The 20,400-nt window shown below is 67.8% G+C and carries 25 protein-coding genes; 15 read left to right on the top strand and 10 right to left on the bottom strand.

What is annotated here, in order from left to right; genetic code table 11:
- Positions 1-20 precede the first annotated feature (20 nt).
- Positions 21-1,052, bottom strand: coding sequence for a class II fructose-bisphosphate aldolase (gene fbaA, locus ACFC3F_RS04670; RefSeq protein ID WP_376127172.1), 1,032 nt, complete (start codon positions 1,050-1,052; stop codon positions 21-23).
- A 183-nt stretch (positions 1,053-1,235) separates the two neighbouring features.
- On the opposite strand from fbaA, the gene glpX reads away from it, so the two are divergent.
- Both glpX and ACFC3F_RS04680 read left to right on the top strand, forming a co-directional pair.
- Positions 1,236-2,225, top strand: a complete 990-nt coding sequence (gene glpX, locus ACFC3F_RS04675) for a class II fructose-bisphosphatase (RefSeq protein WP_376127174.1) — start codon at positions 1,236-1,238, stop codon at positions 2,223-2,225.
- A gap of 172 nt (positions 2,226-2,397) precedes the next feature.
- On the top strand, positions 2,398-2,607 hold the full coding sequence (locus tag ACFC3F_RS04680; RefSeq protein ID WP_376127176.1) for a UDP-N-acetylmuramyl pentapeptide phosphotransferase: 210 nt from the start codon (positions 2,398-2,400) through the stop codon (positions 2,605-2,607).
- A gap of 3 nt (positions 2,608-2,610) precedes the next feature.
- Here ACFC3F_RS04680 and ACFC3F_RS04685 read toward each other — a convergent pair whose 3' ends face one another.
- On the bottom strand, positions 2,611-3,909 hold the full coding sequence (locus ACFC3F_RS04685) for a DNA recombination protein RmuC (protein ID WP_376127178.1): 1,299 nt from the start codon (positions 3,907-3,909) through the stop codon (positions 2,611-2,613).
- A gap of 93 nt (positions 3,910-4,002) precedes the next feature.
- The gene (locus ACFC3F_RS04690; protein ID WP_376127180.1) at positions 4,003-4,608 is read right to left on the bottom strand and encodes a 3'-5' exonuclease; all 606 of its coding nucleotides are present in this window, start codon (positions 4,606-4,608) and stop codon (positions 4,003-4,005) included.
- Positions 4,609-4,716: 108 nt separating this feature from the next.
- Between ACFC3F_RS04690 and ychF the strand changes: the two genes are divergently transcribed.
- From ychF to ACFC3F_RS04720, 6 genes are all read left to right on the top strand, one after another.
- A complete protein-coding gene (gene ychF / locus ACFC3F_RS04695; protein WP_376127271.1) occupies positions 4,717-5,790 on the top strand; it encodes a redox-regulated ATPase YchF in 1,074 nt (357 codons plus the stop codon).
- A gap of 66 nt (positions 5,791-5,856) precedes the next feature.
- Complete coding sequence (locus tag ACFC3F_RS04700; RefSeq protein ID WP_376127182.1) at positions 5,857-6,579, top strand: LLM class flavin-dependent oxidoreductase; 723 nt, start codon at positions 5,857-5,859, stop codon at positions 6,577-6,579.
- Positions 6,567-7,046 (top strand): flavin reductase family protein, encoded by a 480-nt coding sequence (locus ACFC3F_RS04705; protein ID WP_376127184.1) that lies wholly within the window; start codon positions 6,567-6,569, stop codon positions 7,044-7,046. The genes ACFC3F_RS04700 and ACFC3F_RS04705 overlap by 13 nt, the downstream gene beginning before the upstream one ends.
- A 183-nt stretch (positions 7,047-7,229) precedes the next feature.
- Complete coding sequence (locus tag ACFC3F_RS04710) at positions 7,230-7,436, top strand: type II toxin-antitoxin system RelE/ParE family toxin (protein ID WP_376127186.1); 207 nt, start codon at positions 7,230-7,232, stop codon at positions 7,434-7,436.
- Positions 7,411-7,731 carry a HigA family addiction module antitoxin gene (locus ACFC3F_RS04715; RefSeq protein ID WP_376127187.1) on the top strand — a complete coding sequence of 107 codons (321 nt, stop codon included), beginning with the start codon at positions 7,411-7,413 and terminating at the stop codon, positions 7,729-7,731. Before ACFC3F_RS04710 ends, ACFC3F_RS04715 begins: the two co-directional genes overlap by 26 nt.
- A 74-nt stretch (positions 7,732-7,805) precedes the next feature.
- Positions 7,806-8,717, top strand: a complete 912-nt coding sequence (locus ACFC3F_RS04720) for a restriction endonuclease (RefSeq protein ID WP_376127189.1) — start codon at positions 7,806-7,808, stop codon at positions 8,715-8,717.
- A gap of 146 nt (positions 8,718-8,863) precedes the next feature.
- Here the strand turns inward: ACFC3F_RS04720 and ACFC3F_RS04725 are convergent, their stop codons facing one another.
- A complete protein-coding gene (locus ACFC3F_RS04725; RefSeq protein ID WP_376127191.1) occupies positions 8,864-9,436 on the bottom strand; it encodes a tetratricopeptide repeat protein in 573 nt (190 codons plus the stop codon).
- A 19-nt stretch (positions 9,437-9,455) separates the two neighbouring features.
- On the opposite strand from ACFC3F_RS04725, the gene ACFC3F_RS04730 reads away from it, so the two are divergent.
- Positions 9,456-10,298 (top strand): PhzF family phenazine biosynthesis protein, encoded by an 843-nt coding sequence (locus tag ACFC3F_RS04730; protein ID WP_376127193.1) that lies wholly within the window; start codon positions 9,456-9,458, stop codon positions 10,296-10,298.
- A 205-nt stretch (positions 10,299-10,503) separates the two neighbouring features.
- On the top strand, positions 10,504-10,968 hold the full coding sequence (locus tag ACFC3F_RS04735; RefSeq protein ID WP_376127195.1) for an aromatic ring-opening dioxygenase LigA: 465 nt from the start codon (positions 10,504-10,506) through the stop codon (positions 10,966-10,968).
- 3 nt (positions 10,969-10,971) lie between these two features.
- Here ACFC3F_RS04735 and ACFC3F_RS04740 read toward each other — a convergent pair whose 3' ends face one another.
- On the bottom strand, positions 10,972-11,544 hold the full coding sequence (locus ACFC3F_RS04740) for a YdeI family protein (RefSeq protein ID WP_376127196.1): 573 nt from the start codon (positions 11,542-11,544) through the stop codon (positions 10,972-10,974).
- 86 nt (positions 11,545-11,630) lie between these two features.
- On the opposite strand from ACFC3F_RS04740, the gene ACFC3F_RS04745 reads away from it, so the two are divergent.
- The 3 genes from ACFC3F_RS04745 to ACFC3F_RS04755 all read left to right on the top strand — a co-directional run bounded on the left by ACFC3F_RS04745 (position 11,631) and on the right by ACFC3F_RS04755 (position 13,417).
- Positions 11,631-12,320, top strand: a complete 690-nt coding sequence (locus ACFC3F_RS04745; RefSeq protein WP_376127198.1) for an SDR family oxidoreductase — start codon at positions 11,631-11,633, stop codon at positions 12,318-12,320.
- Between the two features lie 79 nt (positions 12,321-12,399).
- Positions 12,400-12,957 (top strand): alpha/beta fold hydrolase, encoded by a 558-nt coding sequence (locus tag ACFC3F_RS04750; protein WP_376127200.1) that lies wholly within the window; start codon positions 12,400-12,402, stop codon positions 12,955-12,957.
- A gap of 10 nt (positions 12,958-12,967) precedes the next feature.
- Positions 12,968-13,417: a VOC family protein gene (locus ACFC3F_RS04755; RefSeq protein WP_376127202.1), complete on the top strand. Its 450-nt coding sequence runs from the start codon at positions 12,968-12,970 to the stop codon at positions 13,415-13,417.
- Between the two features lie 41 nt (positions 13,418-13,458).
- Here ACFC3F_RS04755 and ACFC3F_RS04760 read toward each other — a convergent pair whose 3' ends face one another.
- Entirely contained in the window at positions 13,459-14,847 is a 1,389-nt protein-coding gene (locus tag ACFC3F_RS04760) for a DUF222 domain-containing protein (RefSeq protein WP_376127204.1), read from the bottom strand.
- A gap of 201 nt (positions 14,848-15,048) precedes the next feature.
- Complete coding sequence (locus ACFC3F_RS04765) at positions 15,049-15,429, bottom strand: hypothetical protein (protein WP_376127206.1); 381 nt, start codon at positions 15,427-15,429, stop codon at positions 15,049-15,051.
- Between the two features lie 99 nt (positions 15,430-15,528).
- On the opposite strand from ACFC3F_RS04765, the gene ACFC3F_RS04770 reads away from it, so the two are divergent.
- Positions 15,529-17,169: an ABC-F family ATP-binding cassette domain-containing protein gene (locus ACFC3F_RS04770; protein ID WP_376127208.1), complete on the top strand. Its 1,641-nt coding sequence runs from the start codon at positions 15,529-15,531 to the stop codon at positions 17,167-17,169.
- Positions 17,170-17,178: 9 nt separating this feature from the next.
- On the opposite strand, the gene ACFC3F_RS04775 is transcribed toward ACFC3F_RS04770, so the two are convergent.
- Positions 17,179-17,529 carry a LysR family transcriptional regulator gene (locus ACFC3F_RS04775; RefSeq protein ID WP_376127210.1) on the bottom strand — a complete coding sequence of 117 codons (351 nt, stop codon included), beginning with the start codon at positions 17,527-17,529 and terminating at the stop codon, positions 17,179-17,181.
- A gap of 108 nt (positions 17,530-17,637) precedes the next feature.
- On the bottom strand, positions 17,638-17,856 hold the full coding sequence (locus tag ACFC3F_RS04780; protein WP_376127212.1) for a hypothetical protein: 219 nt from the start codon (positions 17,854-17,856) through the stop codon (positions 17,638-17,640).
- 118 nt (positions 17,857-17,974) lie between these two features.
- Between ACFC3F_RS04780 and ACFC3F_RS04785 the strand changes: the two genes are divergently transcribed.
- Entirely contained in the window at positions 17,975-18,742 is a 768-nt protein-coding gene (locus ACFC3F_RS04785) for an EI24 domain-containing protein (RefSeq protein WP_376127214.1), read from the top strand.
- Here the strand turns inward: ACFC3F_RS04785 and ACFC3F_RS04790 are convergent.
- The gene (locus tag ACFC3F_RS04790; protein ID WP_376127215.1) at positions 18,739-20,322 is read right to left on the bottom strand and encodes a glycosyltransferase family 2 protein; all 1,584 of its coding nucleotides are present in this window, start codon (positions 20,320-20,322) and stop codon (positions 18,739-18,741) included. The genes ACFC3F_RS04785 and ACFC3F_RS04790 overlap by 4 nt on opposite strands.
- Between the last annotated feature and the right edge of the window lie 78 nt (positions 20,323-20,400).

The raw sequence follows: 20,400 nt of genomic DNA on the forward strand, positions 1-20,400 counted from the left end.
GACAGTCTCGGCGGAAGCCGTCACGCGCCGAGGCTCTTGCCGTGCGATCCGAGCTGCTGCGTCGCTTCGACGACGCGGGCGGCCATCGCGGATTCCGCGATCTTGCCCCATGCCCGCGGGTCGTACTGCTTCTTGTTTCCGACCTCGCCGTCGACCTTGAGGACGCCCTCGTAGTTCGAGAACATGTACCCCGCGATCGAGCGGGTGAACGCGTACTGGGTGTCGGTGTCGATGTTCATCTTGATGACGCCGTTGGCGACGGCAGTGGCGATCTCTTCGTCGCTGGACCCGCTGCCGCCGTGGAAGACGAGATCGAGGGGCTTCGGGCCCGTGCCGAACTTCGCGGCGATGCCCTCTTGGATCTCGCCGAGCAGTTCGGGGCGCAGCTTGACGTTGCCGGGCTTGTAGACGCCGTGCACGTTGCCGAACGTCAGCGCGGAGATGTAGCGGCCGTTCTCGCCGAGACCGAGGGCCTCGACGGCCTTCGTCACATCGGCGACGGTCGTATAGAGGGCTTCGTTGGAGCCCTCGTGCGTGACACCGTCCTCTTCGCCGCCGACGACCCCGATCTCGACCTCGAGGATCGCGTTGATGTTCTTCAGGCGCGGCAGGAGGTCTTTCGCGATCTCGATGTTCTCGTCGAGCGGCACGGCCGAGCCGTCCCACATGTGCGACTGGAAGATCGGGTTGCGCCCCGCGCGCACTTCTTCTTCGGATGCCTCGATGAGGGGCATGACGAAGCTCGGCAACGCCTCTTTCGGGCAGTGGTCCGTGTGCAGCGCGACCGTGACGGGGTAGTTCTTGGCGACTTCGGTGACGTAGCGCGCGAAAGCGAGCGCGCCGGTCGCGCGGGCCTTGACCGTGTGTCCGGCGAAGTAGTCGGCGCCGCCGGTCGTGACCTGCAGGATGCCGTCGGACCCGGCCTCGGTGAGGCCTTGGAGAACGGCGTTGATCGTCTGCGAGCTCGAAACGTTGATGGCGGGGTACGCGAAGCCTCCGGCCTTCGCGCGGTCCAGCATCTCGGCGTATTGGTCGGGGGTGGCGACGGGCATGAGTGCTCCTAGCGGTCGATGGGCTCTCGCGTACCTTCGACTTTAGCGAAGGGGGCAGACGGCGGCCGGGTAGTCGTGCACGGCTTCACCCTGACCTGCCGTGCGTGAAAGTTCGTGAATTCCTTCCGTGGTCGGCGCGTGAAACGGCGCGGGTTCTCCTCGCTGCTGGAATAGGCTGGCGCCATGGTGAGTCTGACCGCCGACATGAGTCCGCTGCATCCCGACCGAAATCTCGCTCTCGAGCTCGTCCGTGCGACGGAGGCCGCCGCGATCCGCGCCGTGCCCTTCATCGGTCGTGGGCGGAAAGAGGATGCCGACGGCGCGGCCGTCGACGCGATGCGCGCGTTCTTCACGACGGTGAACTTCGACGGCACGATCGTGATCGGCGAGGGCGAGAAGGACGAAGCGCCCATGCTCTTCAACGGCGAGCGCGTCGGCAACGGCCGCGGGCCGAAGTGCGACGTCGCGGTCGACCCGATCGACGGCACGTCGCTCACCGCCGCAGGGCGCAACAACGCCCTGTCGGTCATCGCGGTCTCGGACAGCGGCACGATGCTCGATGCCTCGACCGTGTTCTACATGGACAAGCTCGTGACCGGCCCCGCCGGCGTCGGGGTCGTCGACATCCGTCTGCCGATCGGCGAGAACATCCGTCTGCTCGCGAAGGCGCTGGGCAAGCCGATCGACGAGATGGTCGTCTCGGTGCTGCATCGCCCGCGCCACGAGCAGCTCATCGATGAGATCCGCGAAGCCGGAGCCGGTACGCGCCTGATGACCGACGGCGACGTCGCCGGCGGGATCAACGCGGCGCGGCACAACTCGCGCACCGACATGTGCGTCGGCGTCGGGGGAAGCCCCGAGGGCATCGTGACGGCGTGTGCCATCAAGGCACTCGGCGGGCACATCCAGGGGCGCCTGTGGGCACGCGACGACGACGAGAAGCAGCGCGGCATCGACGCGGGCCTCAAGCTCGGGGATCACGTGTACGAGGCCGACGACCTGGTGCGCGGCAACAACACGATCTTCGTCGCGACAGGAGTCACCGACGGACAGCTCGTCGCCGGCGTGAGTCGCGACGACCAGTACGTGTACACCGAGAGCGTCGTGCTGCGCGGAGCGTCGGGCACGCTGCGCCGCGTGTCGTCGGAGCACCTCGTGTCGAAGTGGCTCTGATCCCGCTCTGACCTGCGATTCTCGGATCTTTCCGGGGTGTACTCGGTGTGACCGCTGTGACTCGAGTGGCTGATGTGATGCGGCTTGCCGGGTTTTCTCGGGCGCGTCTGGCACAATCGGCAGTGGTGTCAGCGACGACACGTCGCTGTTCCCCGATTCGAGGAGGCTCTCGATGTCACCGCAATCAGGCACCACGGGTCCGCAGACCGGAGCCCACGCCGTCGTCGCCGACGCACTCGACCCCGCACGCCGGCCGGATGTGCTGCTGCGCGTGCGGCGTGACGAGGGTCACGAGCCGAGTCCCTGGTGGATGATCGGGGCCTTCGTGTTCGTCTCGGCGGCGGTGATCACGCTGTTGAGTTTTGTTCCGGGTGGAGCCTGAGGCTTACTCCGGCAGGGTGAGTCGCTCGCGCAGTTCGCCCACGTCGGCGGCGCTCGACTCGATCCTGTCTGACGCTTCGAGACCTTCGAGCAGTTCGGGAGCGGTCAGTCGTCGCGTCGACTTCTCGATCGCGGCGGGTGCGGACACGGCGTCGAGCTTGGTCTCGTCGATCCCGGGGAATCGTCGCGCCGTGACGAGCACGCGCGACTCGAGCGAGCCGGCGAACTTGTTGTAGCTGTCGACCGTCCGCTCGATCGCGCGTCGCAGATCGTCGGCGTGACCGGCCAGCAGCCCCAGTCGTTCGTACAGCTGGTTGCCGAGGTCGAACAGCGCGCGGGCCTCCAGCGTGACATCCTGCTGCGTCCACGCGTAGGCCACCGTCTTCAGCACCGCCCACAGGTTGACCGGTGACGCGAGGGCGACGCGCTTCGCGAAGGCGTGATCGAGCAGCGCGGGGTCTTCTTCGAGGGCTGCCGCGAGGAGCGACTCGCTCGGCACGAAGCAGACCACGAACTCGGGGCTCGAGGCGAGTCCTGACCAGTACGCCTTCTTCGCGAGGGCATCCACGTGCGCCCGGACTGCTTTGACGTGCTTGTCGAGCAGCGTGCGCCGGCGCGCAGCTTCGGCGCCCTGCGCCGTCAGGGGTATCGAGCTCGCTTCGAGATACGCATCGAGGGGCACCTTGGCGTCGACGGCGATCGCCTTCTCGCCGGGAAGCCGGATCACCATGTCGGGGCGTCCCGCACCGGCATCCGACTCGATCGTGGTCTGCAGATCGAAGTCGACGTAGCGCATGAGGCCGGCGGCTTCGACGACGCGGCGCAGCTGGGTCTCGCCCCAGACCCCGCGGGTGACCCCCGACCGCAGTGCGCCGGCGAGCGATTCGGTCGTGGCCCGCAGGACTTCGTCGGACTCGTGCGCGCGACGCAGCTGCTCTGCCAGCGCCCCGAACTGCGAGTGTCGGTCGCGTTCGAGATCGTCGACTTTGGACTGCATGGTCTGCAACGACTCCTGCACCGGGGCGAGCGCGCGCAGCACCGCCTGCTCGCGTCGCTCACGCTCTTCGCGTGCGGCCTGGTCGGTGCGGGTCTGGGCGGCGAGTTCGCGGTAGAGGGCGTGCTGGTGGTCGAGCTGCGCCTGCACCCCCAGCCGCGCCGCGTCGGCGGCGGCGAGCTGCGCGCGCAGGTCGGACTGCTCGCGCGCAGCCGTCGCAGCGCGGCGGCTGCTGCCCCCGAACCACCCGGCGACCGCCCCGAGCACGAGGCAGCCGATGACGACGAGCGTGATGCTGAATGCGTCCATACGCCCATCGTGCCGTGGCCTTCCGACATCGCCGCTCCGACACCGGTGCGATGTCCGCGATCCGCTCGCGCGACCCCGCGCGCTCCGCCGGACTCAGGCGACGAACGCGACCGCCGCCGCAGGTTCCGCCGCGACGGCGATCTGTGACACCCGTACGCTCGCGCCCGCGGCCAGCGCATCGATGTCCGAGGCGCCCATGCGCCGCGCCGCGTCGATCATGACATGCGCGCACGCGAGGGCGTCGGCTGTCGCATTGTGGTGCGCGAAGTCGGCGAAGCCGGCTTCGGCGGCGACGAAAGGCAGCCGATACGACTCGAGCTGGTACACCTTCCGTGCGACCTGCAGGCTGCATGCGTAGCGGTAGGGCGGGCACTCGTCGCCCGTCGCCTCGCACGCCCGTCGCAGCACGGACATGTCGAATCCGGCGTTGTGGGCGACGAGGATGTCGGCTCCCGCGAAGGCCGCGAGGTCGTCGAGCTGTTCGCTCCACGTCGGCGCGTCCGCCACGTCCTCAGCGCGGATCCCGTGGATGCGCGTGTTGATCTCGAAGAATGCGTCGTGTCCCGCCGGCGGGCGGATGAGCCATCCGGCCTGCTCCACAACCTGGCCGTCGCGCACCCGCACGAGCCCCACAGCACAGGCGGACGCGCTGCTGGAGTTCGCCGTCTCGAAGTCGATCGCGGTGAAATCCAGAGGCACGTGACCACCCTCACGCGGGCACTGCGGCCGAACCGCCAGGCGCGCCGCGCCGTGGCGAAACGACGGGTCGAGGGATTCGCAGCATCCGTCGAAGTAGACTCGACCCCCGTGGCTCTCACTATCGGCATCGTCGGCCTGCCCAACGTCGGCAAGTCCACTCTCTTCAACGCCCTCACCAAGAATCAGGTTCTCGCGGCGAACTACCCGTTCGCGACGATCGAGCCGAACATCGGGGTCGTGAACCTGCCGGATCCGCGGCTGCAGACGCTCGCCGAGATCTTCGGTTCCGAGCGCATCCTGCCCGCCGCTGTGTCGTTCGTCGACATCGCCGGCATCGTGCGCGGTGCGAGCGAGGGGGAGGGGCTCGGCAACAAGTTCCTCGCGAACATCCGCGAGGCAGACGCGATCGCGCAGGTCGTGCGCGGCTTCACCGACGACGACGTCGTTCACGTCGAGGGCGGCGTGAACCCGCGCAACGACCTCGAGACGATCAATGCCGAGCTGCAGCTCGCCGACCTCGAGACGCTCGAGCGGGCGATCACGCGCTACGAGAAAGAGGTCAAGGGCCGCAAGCTCGACCCCTCGGTGCTCGAGTCCGCGCGCGCCGCGAAGGACGCGCTCGAGCGCGGCGTGCTGCTGTCCGCGTCGGGCATCGACCTCGAACCGATCAAGGAGCTCGGACTGCTCACGGCGAAGCCGTTCATCTTCGTCTTCAACGTCGATGAGGCAGTGCTGACGGATGCTGCGCGCAAGGCCGAGCTCGACGCTCTGGTCGCCCCGGCGAAGGCCGTGTTCCTCGACGCGAAGATCGAGTCGGAGCTCATCGACCTCGACCCCGAGGATGCCGCCGAGCTCCTGGCATCCACGGGTCAGGAAGAGTCGGGACTCGACCAGCTCGCGCGCATCGGCTTCGACACGCTCGGGCTGCAGACCTACCTGACGGCGGGACCGAAGGAAGCGCGCGCGTGGACGATCGGCAAGGGCTGGAAGGCTCCGCAGGCCGCCGGTGTCATCCACACGGACTTCGAGAAGGGCTTCATCAAGGCCGAGGTCATCTCGTTCGACGACCTCGTCGCGACCGGATCGGTGATCGAAGCTCGCGCGAAGGGCAAGGCTCGGCTCGAGGGCAAGGACTACGTCATGCAGGACGGCGACGTCGTGGAGTTCAGGTTTAACGTCTAAACCCCAGGTCAGAGGGCCATGGCGCGCCACAGAATCCTGCAGTGGGGGCGCTCCTGGAGCAAATCTGTGGCAACCGGCCTCGGCTTGAGAAGGATTGCTCAGTCAATCGAAACGCCGGAGAGGGCAGCCCTTCTGGTTGAGATCGCGGGGCGCTACGCGAGCGGCTTCATCACCGAAGTATGGACGATCGACGAGGCTCGCGCTTCGCGCGCAGCGCTGCGTCGGGCGGCTGAGGAAGCCGGTCGCAACCCCGACGACGTGAAGTTCATCGTCGGCCTCATGACCACCGTGACCCCGACGGTGCGCGAAGGACTCGACCGGCGTATGTCAATGTCGGGCCAGGTCATCGAGGCGCGCTTGCCACACCTCAGCGCGATGATCGGCGTGCCGATTCAGTCGCAGCACATCGACGAGCCGCTCACGCCCGAACAGCTGGCGATCGCGCACGCGTCACCTCAGGATCCGCGCTCCGAGATCGCGCTCAAGGTGGCGCGCGAGGGGTGGTCGCCGCGTGACATTCTTGCCCATGGCGTCATCGACTATCATCCGGTGACTGTGGGTCCGGGGCATGTACACGCCGATCACATGAATGAGTGGTTCGATGCCGGTGCCGCCGACGGCTTCTGGCTGTCGCCCGACGTCTACGAAGACGGCATCGACGCGTTCGTCGACGAGGTGGTTCCGATCCTGCGCGATCGTGGCCTCTATCCCGAGGACTACGTGGGATCCACGTTGCGAGAGAACCTCGGCATCCCCGACCAGTACGGTCTTGGCGAGTGGTTGAAGTGATCACGCCGGATCGGATGCGCCATACGCTCGCGGGGTTCTCGACCGGCTTGTCGGTCGTCGCAGCTGAAATCGACGGGCAGATCGTGGGCATGCCCGCGAACTCGCTCGTCTCGTTGTCGCTGGAGCCGCCGCTCGTCTCGCTGTCGTTCGCGCACACATCGACGACCTGGCCAGTTCTCCGGCAGGCCGAACGCTGGGGGATCAGTGTGCTCGGCGCTGGACAGGAACAGGTGCTGAGCGATCTGCGACGTCCGGCCGCCTCGCGGTTCGTTGGCGTCGAGATGGGAGTGATGGGCCAGGCGGCATTTGTTGCTGGCGCGCTCGCGACGATCGAGGTCATTCCGCGCACTGCCGTTGAAGCGGGCGATCACACACTCATACTGCTAGAGGTACTTGCTCTCGAACGAGATGAGACGCGAGAGCCCCTCGTCTTCTTCGGCAGTCGTGTGCGCACGCTCGCAGGTTGACGTACTGCCGTCCGTGATGTCGTCAGAGGTTGGTCTGTGCCGGAACGCGGTGGAGTTTAGGTTTAACGTATACCGTTAATGACGGTGTCCGTTATACAGTGGTCTCGTGATCAGATCGTTCGGCAGCACGGACACCGAGCGCATCTGGCATGAGCAGTATGTCAAGCGCGTGTTGACCGGACGGTGCAGCGGGCGACCTTGCGGAAGCTCGAGCTGATTCATGCGGCCAAGGATGTCGAGGACCTCAGGGTCCCACCAGGCAACCGCCTGGAGCGTTTGCTCGGCGACCGACGCGGGCAGCACAGCATCCGCGTGAACGCGCAATGGCGTCTCTGCTTCGTCTGGAGAGAGGGAGGTGCCGAAGATGTCGAACTCGTCGACTACCACTGAGAGTGACCTGATCGAGCCGATCCACCCGGGAGAAATCCTGATGGAGGACTTCATCGAGGGCTTCGGGATCACTCAGAACAAGCTCGCAGTGTCGATCGGCGTGCCGCCGCGCCGGATCAACGAGATCGTGCACGGTAAGCGGGGGATCACCGCTGATACGGCGATCCGTCTGGCCCGGTACTTCGGGACATCCGAGGAGTTCTGGATGAACCTGCAATCGAACTACGAGCTGCGGCTCGAGCGTCGCGTCCTGCGCGATAAGGTCGCGGCTATCACGCCGCTGAAGGTCGCGTGAGTCAGGCGGGACGCGGAGTTCCCGTCCGTCGATAGCGGTCGAGGCACCTCACGTTCATCGGGGAGAATGCAAACATGTCCGAAGATGCTTCGCTCGTACCGATCTGGCCGGTCTTGACTGTTCCCACGCTGAGGGTGCTTTCCGACGGTAGGAACTATCAGCGGCGCGAGATTTTCGACGCCGTTGCGGAGCACGCCGGCATCGGCGATGACGCACGTGCCGAAACGCTGAAGTCGGGCGGGACTCGTTACGAGCAGCGTATGGGATGGGTGCTCAGTCATCTTGGGAAGGCGCAATGGGTCGATAAACCCGAACGTGGCCGCTACGTCATCAACGATGCAGGCAGGAAAGCACTGGCGGATTATCCGAATGGATTCGATTACGCTCTCGCGCGAGAGGTCTTCGCGCCTTTCTGGCCTGAGAAGTCCAAGGCGTCACCGAGCGAAACACCGGAGACTTCCGACGAGATTTCCGATCCCATCGAAGTCATCGAAGATGCTGTGGCTCGGATTGAAGCCAGGGTCGGTGAGGACCTTCTCGATCGATTGAGGAACAGTCATCCTGATTTCTTCGAGCAGGCAGTCGTGGATCTGCTCCTGAAGATGGGCTACGGCGGAGCGGCCCAGCGCGGCAAACGCATCGGTGGAAGCAACGATGAAGGAATCGACGGGTTGATCGATCAGGATGCCCTTGGGCTCGATCAGGTCTACATTCAGGCGAAGAGATACAGAGCAGGAAACAACGTCGGGCGCGAGTCTATTCAGGCATTCGTCGGAGCGCTCCATGGCTTCGGGGCCTCTCGTGGAGTGTTCCTGACCACGAGTGCTTTCACCTCCGGTGCCAGTGACTACGCGCAGAAGGTGCAGTCGCGCATCATCCTGATCGACGGAGCGAAGCTTGTTGATCTGATGATCGCTTACCGGGTGGGTGTCCAGGAGAAACAGCGATTCAGTGCTGTTGAGGTCGACGAGGATTACTTCCAGTAGCCGTCTGCGTTCAGACCATGGCGGCGTTCACATCGAAGGTTGTTGGCTGCGGCGACGTCGTGGAGTTCCGCTTCAACGTGTCGTCGAGTTCCGGCTTGACGTCTGGGTCAGCTGCCCACTGATCGATCTGAGGGCGCCTGTGGAGATCAGCGTCCATTCGGCTCGGCTGAGGTCTCCGACTCGGTGAGCGCGGCGACGTAATTGCGCATCGAACGCCGGTAGCGAGGGAGCGCATCGATCTGCGCTTCGATGGCGACGCGGAGGGCTTCGTCCTTGCGGCCGGCGCTATGGAGCGCCAGAGCCAGCACGACGCGGGGTGCGGAACCTGTCGATTCATGGGTCGGGGCGGCCTGAAGGACGGCGATCGCTTCGTCGAGCCGGCCGAGGTTGCGCAGGGTCGATCCGTACTGGACGGCGAGCTGCGCGTGCCGGGCATCGTCGAGGCCGAGCTCGAGAGCCCGCTCGTATTCTGCGCCGGCTTCAGCTTCGAAGCCCATCGAGTCATACATGCCGGCGAGTTCGAATGCCGCCCGACCATCTGTGGCGGGGCATGCTTCGGCCACTTCGCGCATCGCGGCCACGCCTTCATCGCGCTCGAACGAGTCGAAGCGGTCCCAGAGATCGGCGACGGAGGCTTCCCACTGCTCGACTGCACGTGTCATAGCATCAACTCTGGCACGACCCGAAAGGTCAGGGACCTTGTGCTCGATGAGCGACACCAGCGGGAGGACTCGGCGCATGAACCGCAGATTCAGTCAGGTCGATGTGTTCGGTGAGTATCCCTGCACAGGCAATCCCGTCGCGGTCGTCTTGGATGCTGAAGGACTCGACGAAGAGGCGATGCGGAGGTTCTCGGTGTGGTCGAACCTGTCCGAATGCACCTTCGTGCTGCCGCCGACGGACACCGTGGCGGACTACCGGGTGCGCATCTTCAGCTTGAACACAGAGTTGCCGTTCGCCGGGCACCCCACGCTCGGAACCGCGCGCGCCTGGCTGACGGCGGGAGGCGTTCCGAAGCAGCGGGATGTCGTGATGCAGGAGTGCGGCGCCGGGCTGGTTCCCGTCCGAATCCAGGGGAACAGGCTCGCCTTCTCCGCGCCGCATCGACAGCGTTCGGGCCCCGTTGATCCGGGACTTCTGACCACACTGGTCGAGATTCTCGGGGTCGAGCGCGAGCAGGTTGTAGACGCGGAGTGGCTCGACAATGGGCCTGGGTGGGTGGGAGTCCTGCTCGACCACGCGAACACGGTGCTGGCACTGCGCCCGGATGCGACGGCGCACCCGGGCCGGTGGGACATCGGTATCATCGGCGCACACGATGCGGGATCGGATAGCGCGTTCGAACTGCGGGCGTTCTTCACCGAGGGTGATGGCGCGCTGCGCGAGGATCCAGTGACGGGGAGTCTGAACGCCGCCGCCGCGGAATGGCTTATCGCGACGGGCCGCGCCGACGCACCCTATCTCGCCGCGCAGGGCACCGCGATGGGCCGACGCGGCCGCATCCACATCAGCGCGGACGGTGGCAAGCTCTGGGTCGGCGGGCAGGCCGAGGTCATCCTCTCCGGATCCGCGACTCTATGACGGCGCCTGCACCCGGTCCCGCCAGCGGTCCACCGTCCCACCGCTCGCGGCGCACATAGCCGACCCGCTTCGGCTCGTCTACCTCGCGGATGGTGAAGATCTGATCGGCTTCGAACGCGTCGTCACTACCCATCGACGGGATCGGGTCCGTAGGCTGACGTGCTGACGCTTCGTTCTCGTCGCCCCCCCTGCGAAAGGATCATCGATGACCTCGGTGCGCACTGCTTCCGCCCTCCGCCGCGTCGGAACGCTCGGTGTTGCGGCGGGCTCCCTGCTCGCGACGGCCGGCGCCGGAGCGTGGTTCGCCGTCACGAAGCAGCTGCGTGATGAGAAGATCACGATCCCTCCCAATGCCCCCGCGCTCGCGGGAAAGCGGGTGCAGGGTCCGGCATCGGCCTACGTCGAAGCGCTCGTCATCAAGACCAACGCCGAACGCGGCGCCGACGGACGCACCTTCGCCGACATCAGCGCCGCGCTGCGCGGTGTCGACGCGGACAGTGATGAGGCGCGCGAACTGCGCAACCAGAGCTCTGCGCTTTCGACGGCGGCTTCGCTGCGCACATCCCTCATGACCTCCGTGCTCGCGTATGGCGTGAGTGCGCTCGTCGTCGGGCTCGGCGCTCTGTTCGTGATCGTGGGCGCGCAGCTGCGTTGCGCCGACGACCGCTAGCACTCATCCGGACAGGAGCCGCGCGACGAGTTTCTCGATGCGCCGCTCGAGTGTCGCGGGCGTCGCCGCGACGAGGAGCGGATGCAACGCGCTGTAGCGCTCGGAGCGGCTCAGCGCGGCGAACGCGGCCCGTGCCTCCGGCGCCCCCTCGAGAGCGGCGACCAGGGCGGCGGGCGGCTCCGCCGTCGCCGAACCGGCATAGGCGCGGTCCCAGCGGCCGTCTGCCTTCGCGCGCTCGATCTCTGCGACCCCGCGCGGGCGCAGACGCCCCTCGGCATCGAGCCGCGCGACGATGCCGACGTTGCGCTGCGACCAGATCGAGCGTGCGCGGCGCGGAGTGAACCGCTGGCGGTAGACCCGGTCGTCGATGGATTTGCTCTGTCCATCGATCCAGCCGCTGCACAGCGCTTCTTCGAGCGCCGCGGCGTAAGTGACAGAGGTCGGGGATGCGACACCCTTCTTCGCGAGCATCAGCCAGACACCGTCGGAGTCGTGCTCATGAGCGATCAACCACGCGCGCCAGGCATCGGCGTCCGCGACGACCAGCGGAACCGGCTCGGTCTCGGGAGTTCTCATGGAGTCACCCTGTCACCTCAGGAGGACAGAAGGTGTCCCCGATCAGCCGGGGCCGCGTGGATACGCGTGTGTGTGACGATGGAGCAATGTCGACGCACTTCTTGACCGGCGCCGGATCGGGTATCGGCGCGGCACTCGCCGCCCGCCTGCTCGCGCGCGGAGATGACCTCGTTCTGCTCGCCCGCGATGCGCAGCGGGCGCGTGAGCTCGAGACGCAGTTGCCCGGTTCGCGTACCGTCGTCGCCGACCTCGCTCACCCGGCCGGCTTGGCCGACGCGCTGTCGCCGCAGGATCTGCCCGCACGGATCGACACGCTGTCGCACATCGCCGGAGTCGTCGATCTCGGTGCCGTCGCCGACATGCCGACGGCACTCTGGGATCGCCAGCTCACGGTCAACCTGATCGCTCCGGCCGAGCTCACGCGGCTGCTGCTACCGGCCGTGCGCGCGGCGAAGGGGCAGGTGCTCTTCGTCAATTCGGGCGCGGGCCTGCGCACGTCGCCGGAGTGGGCCGCGTACGCGGCTTCGAAGCACGGCCTCAAGGCGCTCGCCGACGGGCTGCGCCAGGAAGAGGCGCCGCACGGCGTTCGGGTGACGTCGGTCTACCCCGGGCGGACCGCCACGCCGATGCAGCAGCGTGTCCACGAGCAGGAGGGCCGCGAGTACGACACGGCCGGCCTGATCGACCCCGAGTCGGTCGTGACGAGCATCCTGACGGCGCTCGATCTGCCACGCGACGCGCAGGTCGTCGATGTGGCGATTCGGCCGGGCGCGTAGCCGCGCGCGCGGTCCGGTCCGTGCCCCGTCGGCCTAATACCCTTGAGGGAGGCCACGCCACGCGAGAGGACCCCCACCCATGACAGACACCCAGATCTTCGAACCCGAGGGCCGCAGCATCCCGTTCGTCGAAGAAGGTGAGGGCCCCGTCAAGCTCGTCCTGCTCCCCGAGTCGGAGCAGGACCTCCTGGCCATCGTCGCGCACTACCTCGCCGAAGAGGCGGGGTTCCACGTCATCCGGATCGGTCTCCGTCCGGATGCTGCGAACCTGGACGAACGGGTGCAGGACGTCATCGCGGTGATCGACCACCTCGGCCTGGACCACACGTGGGTCGGCGGACACGGCTCGGGGGGCACGGTCGCGCGTGCCGTCGTCTCGGCGCACGGCGACCGCGCGAACGGGCTGCTTCTTCTCGGGGTCGAAGACGAAGACATCCCTCTCGCGCCGGTGATCCCGGTCTTGATCGTCCAGGGCGACGGTGACGAGGTCACGGTGCCCGCCAACGGCGAGCGGCTGCAGTCCACGGCGCCCGAGCGTGCCAGCATCAAAACCGTGGAGGGCGCCGGGCATCTCTTCCCGCTGACGCACCCCATTGAGACCGCGGTCATCATCGAGGAGTATCTCGACTGGGACTGAGGAGGACCGGATGCCACGCATCGTGCGCTTCGACCACATCGGGGTCACCGTCCGCGACCTCGACCTCGTGGTCGGGTTCTTCGTGGGTCTCGGCCTCGAGATCGAGGGCCGCACGGTCGTCGAGGGCGAGTTCATCGACACGGTGACGGGCATCCCGGGGTCACGCAGCGAGATCGTCATGCTGCGACCGCCGAAGGGCGGCACGATGATCGAGGTGTCGAGCTTCGAGCGTCCGGACATGGTGCCGGGATCTATCGCGCCGATGGCGAACGAGCTGGGTCTGCGAAGCGTGGCCTTCGAAGTCGATGACCTTCCCGCGACGATCGCGCAGCTCGCGACGGACGGGTACGCGCTCGTCGGCGGTATGGGCGAGTACGAAGGTGTGTGGCGCATGGCATATGTACGCGGTCCCGAAGGCATCATCGTCGCGCTGGCGCAGAGGATCGACGCCGAGTCGTAGGCGCGAGTCGACAAGCAGCGACCGCCGGACCCGCGGGCGGATCAGAAGGGTGCGAGTGGTCCGTCGTCGGGTCGGAAATGCACGCCGAGGGACGGGGGATGCTCGAGGTAGTCGCGTCCCAGTGGTGAGGTCCATCTCAGCACCCCGTCGGGGAGCTGTTCGACTTTCCATGGGGTGAATTGCTTCATGCTGTGGTGCCGTTGGCAGAAGTGGGCCAGGTTGCGGACGTCGGTGGGCCCGCCGAGGGCGGCGTCGATCGTGTGGTCGACTTCGCAGCGGATGGCGGGAAGGCGGCAGCCGGGGAAGCGACAGTGTTGGTCGCGCGCTCGGAGGTAGCGGTCGATGGCTGTGGTGCGCTGGTAGGTGTCGACGTGGAGGACGGTGCCGGTGATGGGGTGCGTGAGGACGCGTTCCCAGGGGCTGCGTGTGGCGGCGGCGAGCTCGCGGGCGGTGGCGGGGTCGATGGGAGAGTGGCCGACGAGGTCGGCCGGTGCGGTGTCTGAGCCGAGGAGCGTGAGGACGGGAACGACGATCTGAACCTTCGCGCGGATGGCGCCCAGGCGCCCGGGGCCGTCGTCGGTGCGAGTCGGGTCGGCGCCTGGCGCCGAGGTGAGAAGCATGTCTGCGAGCAGGTCGGTGCGCAGCTGGTTCGTCGTGCGGGTGTCGGAGGCGATGAGCTGGAGCCGGAGGGTTTCCTCATCGACTGGTGTCTCATCGCCGTCATCGATGCCGTCGGCGGCGGCGATCCGTTTCCGCGCGTCGGCCGCGGCGCGTGTGCGCGCGTCGGTGATGCCGCGGGCTTGTCGGGTGAGGCGGTCGTAGATCGCATCGGCGAGGAGCGAGGGCAGGGTCGCACAGAGGTCGGACATGCCGTCGCCGATCGGCACGATCCGGACGGTGCGTTGTTCGGCGGCGTCGGCGTGCCGCTCGGCGAGGGTGCGGGGGTGGAGATGCTCGGCGAGGAGTTCGAGTTCGCGCCGCACCCGCCCGGGGGTTTCGACCGCGCACCGGCGCAGTGCGTCGAGTTCGAACGCCCCGCGCTGGTCGGGGGGCAGGTGCGTGCCGGTCTCGGTGATGACCCGGACGTGCGCGCGGGTGATCTCACCCGCCTCCCACGTCTGCAGGGTCGCGGGGTAGTCCTCGACCAATTCGGTCGCGTCGCCGATCTGGCGCTGCACGGATCGGTCGGTCAGGCGCAGCACACCGGCGACTTCGGCGGCGATCGATCGCAGCACCATGTCGTGCTCTCGGACGCTGGCGCGACTGCGCGCGGACTGGGTGCGGGCGAGGTGCCCGGCGCGGGCGAGCGCGCGGGTCTGGGCGGCCTGAGCTGCGGCGATGACCGCCTGCGTCTTCTCGACCTCGGCGACGATCTCGGCCAGCTTCGCGCTGTCTGCGTCGCTGAGGCCGATCAACCGGTTCGAATGCATGTGCTAAGGTTACGCGGGGCCTCCGACATCGCCTCTGTGTTGTCCACAGGCGCGAGATTTCGCTCCGCGTCGTCCGTCTTCGCGCCGATGACCTCGGGAGACGCCTGGAATCGACCCGACTCGGCGCGGCCTTGGTCGAGCACTCATGACTCACGCGAGCGGGCGCAGACCTCGCTTCGCTGCATCCGCCTTCGGGTCGGTTCAGGTCCAGGGCAGTCGCGTGGACTCGACGACGTAGATGCCGAGCGAGACGAGCAGCGCGCCCAGGGCGAGGCCGCCCATGAGCCAGGCGAGGCGGCGATTGGTCGCGACCCGGTCGTGCCCCCTGCGCGCCGTCGCGAACATCACGAGCCACATCACGATCACGAAGACGATGCCGATGATGGGCAGCACGACCTGGATCTGGAAGGCGAAGCAGTAGAGCACGACCGCCACGACGGCGAGTACGCCCGCCGGCACGAGCCAGCGCGAACTCGCGCCCGTCTGGAGCGCGGCCTGGTTGGTGAGATCGGTCGCATTCGGCATCGGCTGCTGGTCGGGCAGCCGGAGCGGTCCGTGCGGGTCAGGTGTGGGATCGGTCATGGGGTACTCCTCCCGTCAGCTCCAGAGTCCCGCAAGCGGCGAGGCATCGCGCGGGGGTTGACAAGCTCGAGAGGCCACCCGAGCTGAGAGGATTGGGCAATGACCGCAACCCTTGTCGCACGTGGAATCGCGGGCGGCCACGGCCATCGCACGCTCTTCGATTCGCTCGATCTGACCGTCGCGCCCGGAGACGTCGTCGGCGTCGTCGGCGCGAACGGGGCGGGCAAGTCGACCCTGCTGCGGATCCTCGCGGGCATCGACGAGCCGCAGGCCGGCAGCGTCTCGCTCGCGCCCACCGATGCCTTCGTCGGCTGGCTGCCGCAGGAGCACGAGCGCGTCGAGGGTGAGACGGTCGCCGGGTACATCGCACGTCGCACGGGATGCACCGAAGCGACGACAGACATGGATGCCGCGGCATCCGCTCTCGGTGACGGCACCGACTCCGCAGCATCCGACGTCTACTCGGCGGCCCTCGAACGCTGGCTCGCGAGCGGAGCGGCCGATCTCGACGAGCGGATGCCGGCCCTCCTCGCCGATCTCGGTCTCGATGTGGGCGGGGACGCGCTCATGACGTCGCTCTCGGGCGGGCAAGCGGCGCGCGTCGGGCTCGCGGCGCTCCTGCTGTCGCGCTTCGACATCGTGCTTCTCGACGAGCCCACGAACGACCTCGACCTCGACGGACTCGAGCGTCTCGAGACGTTCGTGCGGGGACTGCGCGGCGGCGTCGTGCTGGTCAGCCATGACCGAGAGTTCCTCGCACGGTGCGTGACACGAGTGCTCGAACTCGACCTGGCGCAGAACTCGAACCGCGTCTTCGGCGGCGGGTACGACTCGTATCTCGAGGAGCGCGCGACGGCTCGTCGACACGCGCGCGAGAAGTACGACGAGTTCGCCGACAAGAAGGCCGACCTCGTCGCGCGGGCGCGCGTGCAGCGCGAGTGGTCGAGCCAGGGCGTGCGCAACGCGATGAAGAAGTCCCCCGACAACGACAAGATCCGGCGCAAGGCGGCGACGGAGTCCAGCGAGAAACAGGCGCAGAAGGTGCGTCAGATGGAGAGCCGCATCGCGCGGCTCGACGAGGTCGACGAGCCGCGCAAGGAATGGCAGCTCGAATTCACGATCGGGTCAGCCCCGCGCTCGAGCACCGTCGTGTCGACGCTCAGCGACGCGGTGCTCCGGCAGGGCTCGTTCACGCTCGGGCCGGTGTCGCTGCAGGTGAACGCGGGGGAGCGCATCGGCATCACGGGACCCAACGGCGCCGGAAAGTCGACGCTGCTGCGCGCACTGCTGGGCGCACAGACGCCCGATGCGGGCACGGCCTCGCTCGGCGCGAATGTACAGATCGGCGAGATCGATCAGGCACGTTCGGCGTTCGCCGGCTCACAGCCGCTCGCCGATGCGTTCGAGGCTCTCGTGCCGGTCCTCGCGGCGGGCGAGGTGCGCACGCTGCTGGCGAAGTTCGGGCTCAAGGCGGATCACGTGCTGCGCCCCGTCGACGAGCTGTCGCCGGGCGAGCGCACGCGTGCCGCGCTCGCTCTGCTGCAGGCACGGGGAGTCAACGTGCTCGTGCTCGACGAGCCGACGAACCACCTCGACCTGCCGGCGATCGAACAGCTCGAACAGGCGCTGGAGTCGTACGACGGCACGCTGCTGCTCGTGACCCACGACCGGCGGATGCTGTCGACGGTGCGCACCGATCGGCAGTGGCGGGTGGATGCCGGTCAGGTGACCGAGCTGTAGCTCGAGCCGCTACCGCCCCTGACGCTTCTTGTACGGCTTCGGCTGACCCTTCACGACCGGAGCGCGGCCCTTGCCCTTCGACGCTTTCGCCTTGCCGCCCGCCGGTGCGGACGACGTCGCTCCCGGAGCAGGGGCGTCGGCAGTTCGGCGCTTCGCTTCTTCGAGCAGCAGCATCCCCGCGTCGGTGAGAACCCATCCGGATTTCGCGCGGTTGATGATCGGATGCCCGACTTCTGCCTCGAGCCTTTCGATCGAAGAGTGAAGCGCAGCGAGCGGGATGCCGAGAGTCGCGGCCGCCCGCGGAACGTAGAGGTCGTCGGCGACGAGCGCCAGAAACCGCTGCAGGTCGATGATCTTCACTGGAGAGCTTCCGTTTGTTCGCCGGGGTGGGTCACTCCATGGTGCCCTACCGGGCGCGTCTCTCGCGCCGACGACATGATCTCCGGCCCTGCGTGGGAGCACTCGGGGTCAGAGGGACACCTCGGTCTCGATGTCTTCGGCGAGGTCCTCGACGGCCTCGGGTGGCAGCGCGATGCCCGCGGCATCGAGCCGCTGGCCGAGCAGGTGGCTCACGTCACCGGACACCTGGCCGTGGCGGATCTCGTCGGCCACCTCTTCGACGACGTTCTCGATCGCCTCGGCCCGGTCGGGATCGAGAGCGAGATGGTGGTTCGTGTGGCTGGTCATGCCGTCACCTTGGACTCGCGCGCATGCGCGACGCACCCCCTTGACGGTGGCGTGCTTTTGAGCATCCGGCGACGACGTCGCGCCAGACCTCGCGACACGCGGCGCCTAAGCTGAGCCGATGCGAGAGTTCGGGCGGGGGGTCGCGCTGCTGGGGCGCGGGTTCGGCTACTGGTCGAAACGCCCCGGGCTCATGGTCCTCGGGCTCGTGCCCGCGGCGATCGTCGGGGCCCTGTTCCTCGCGGGACTCATCGCGCTCGCCGTGTCGCTGCCGGGGCTGACCGAAGCACTGACGCCTTTCGCCGGATCGTGGCCGGCGCTGTGGGCCACCGTCATCCGCATCGCGATCGGCACGGCGCTGCTCGGCGCCGCCCTCGTGCTCGTCGCCGTCACGTTCACGGCGCTCACACTGCTCATCGGCGAGCCCTTCTACGACCGCATCTGGCAGGCGGTCGAGGAGGATCTCGGCGACGCCGGCGTCGGCGCGGCCTACGGATTCTGGCGCTCCGTGTGCGACACCGTCGGGCTGATCGCTCGAGGAGCAGCGATCGCACTGCTCGCGGCGCTGACGGGGCTCATCCCCGTGGTCGGGGGCATCCTCGCGACGATCCTCGGGCTGCTTCTCACCGGCTGGCTGCTGGCCACGGAGCTGACATCGCGCGCGCTCACTGCCCGCGGCATCCTGCCGGCGGCACGCAAGGATCTGCTGCGCCGGCACCGCGCCCGGGCGCTCGGGTTCGGCGTCGCCACGCAGCTCTGCTTCCTCGTTCCCGGCGGCGCTGTCGCGACGATGCCGGCTGCTGTCGCCGGTTCGACCGTCCTCGCCCGAACACTGCTCGACGCCGACACTGCTCGACGGGGCGAAGCGGCTCCGCCGACTCCGCGCTAGGTCGCCGACCGGCTCATCGCAGGAGCTTGTCCGTCAGCCTCCGCTTGATGCCCGGGGGCAGCACGCGGCCGGCGAAGCGTCGCACGCCGCGCAATCCGCGTGCGGTTAAAACACCCCAACGGGTGTCGACGCGTGCGGGTCGCACGCGGACCGCGCCGTCGTCGCCGACTTCGATCCGACACGTGATACCGGTCGGGGAATGCTCTTCGCGCAGCGCCGGGGACCCCCGCAGAAGCACATCGAACGTCCAGCCGGCGCACCCGGACGCGTGCCCTCAGCGTGCCGTCCCTCACCCGGTCGAAGGCGATGGCCGGGTCCAGAGCGATGTGCGCCTCGCCCGCCCGCAACCGTGACCGACCGATGACGCGGACCCCCCCATCCTCGGTGAGCACGAGCTCCACGCGGCTCGCGTTCAGGTCCCGCCGCGCGGTTCGAACCTCACGAGTGAGCGCGCCGAGCGCATCCGGCGCCCGCCACACGCCCTCGCTGTCGAAGACGAGAGCATCCGTCCCGTCGCTCCGCACCCGCACGTGGACGCCGAGCGTCAGCAGGCCGAGGCGTGATCGCACCGAGACCAGCTCCGCGCGACACTCCAGATCGGACTCGAATCGAGCGAGAGCCATCAGATCGTCACGTCGCCCCGCGCGCAGCAGTTCGGATCGCACCCGGTGCGGAAACGACAGACCGGCGGCGACGCCCACCCCGAAGCGCTCGCGCACCAGCGGGATCACGACGTCGAGGAACCGGTCCCGGTACTCGTCGGGATAGCGCAGCATGCGGCCGCCCTCGATGCGCTTCAGGATCTTTCCGCGGAACCAGTGCCGCAGCAGATCGTCCCGGAGCTCTCCGGGCGCCGTATTCGCCTCGACGACGTCGAGCACGGCGGCCAAGGACGGAAAGTACGTCTCCGGATCGATGCGCGACGAACTCGCGCTGCCCTCGTTCTTCCGCCACGCGTAGCACGACTCCGACGCGAGGGTCGAGATCGTCGACGCGGCGAAATACGCGCGCATGACGAACAGGTGATCCTCGAGCCGCACGCGGCCGTCGGGAAAGCGGATGCCGTTGTCTCGCAGGAACGACGTGCGGAACAGCTTGTGCGGGGTCAGCAACTGAAGCAGCGGGTCCCGTCCCAGCTCGGCGCGGGGGATGTCGCGACGGAAGATCGCTTCGGGGATCCGACGGCCGACACCTACGACCCTGCCGACGAGCACATCCGATGCACGTTCATCCGCTTCGTCGCACATCCGCCGCAGGGCGTCGTCGAACAGCCGGTCGTCCTGGTCGGCGAAGAAGACGTAGCGGCCGCGCGCCGCGTCGATGCCGTGGTTGCGCGGCGTCCCCGGCCATCCCGAGTGCTCCAGCGTGAGGACGCGGACGTGCTCACGCGTTCGGGCGACGTCGGCGAGCCGGGCCCGCGTGTCCTCGCCCGAACCGTCGTCGCACAGGAGCACCTCGTACTCAGCGGCATCCATCGTCTGATCGTCGAGCGAGCGGATGAGGTCGTCGAAGGACTGCTTCGGCTCGAAGACGGGAACGATCACGCTCACGCGGACCCGGTGGTCGTCGGTGCGGGCCATCGTGCTCCTGTCGTCTCACACGTCGAACAGAAACGATATGCGTCCGAGCAGCGGGTTCCGGTGGGGTTGACAGGCGCG

The sequence above is a fragment of the Microbacterium sp. NPDC055910 genome, assembly GCF_042271185.1.
GTDB lineage: Bacteria > Actinomycetota > Actinomycetes > Actinomycetales > Microbacteriaceae > Microbacterium.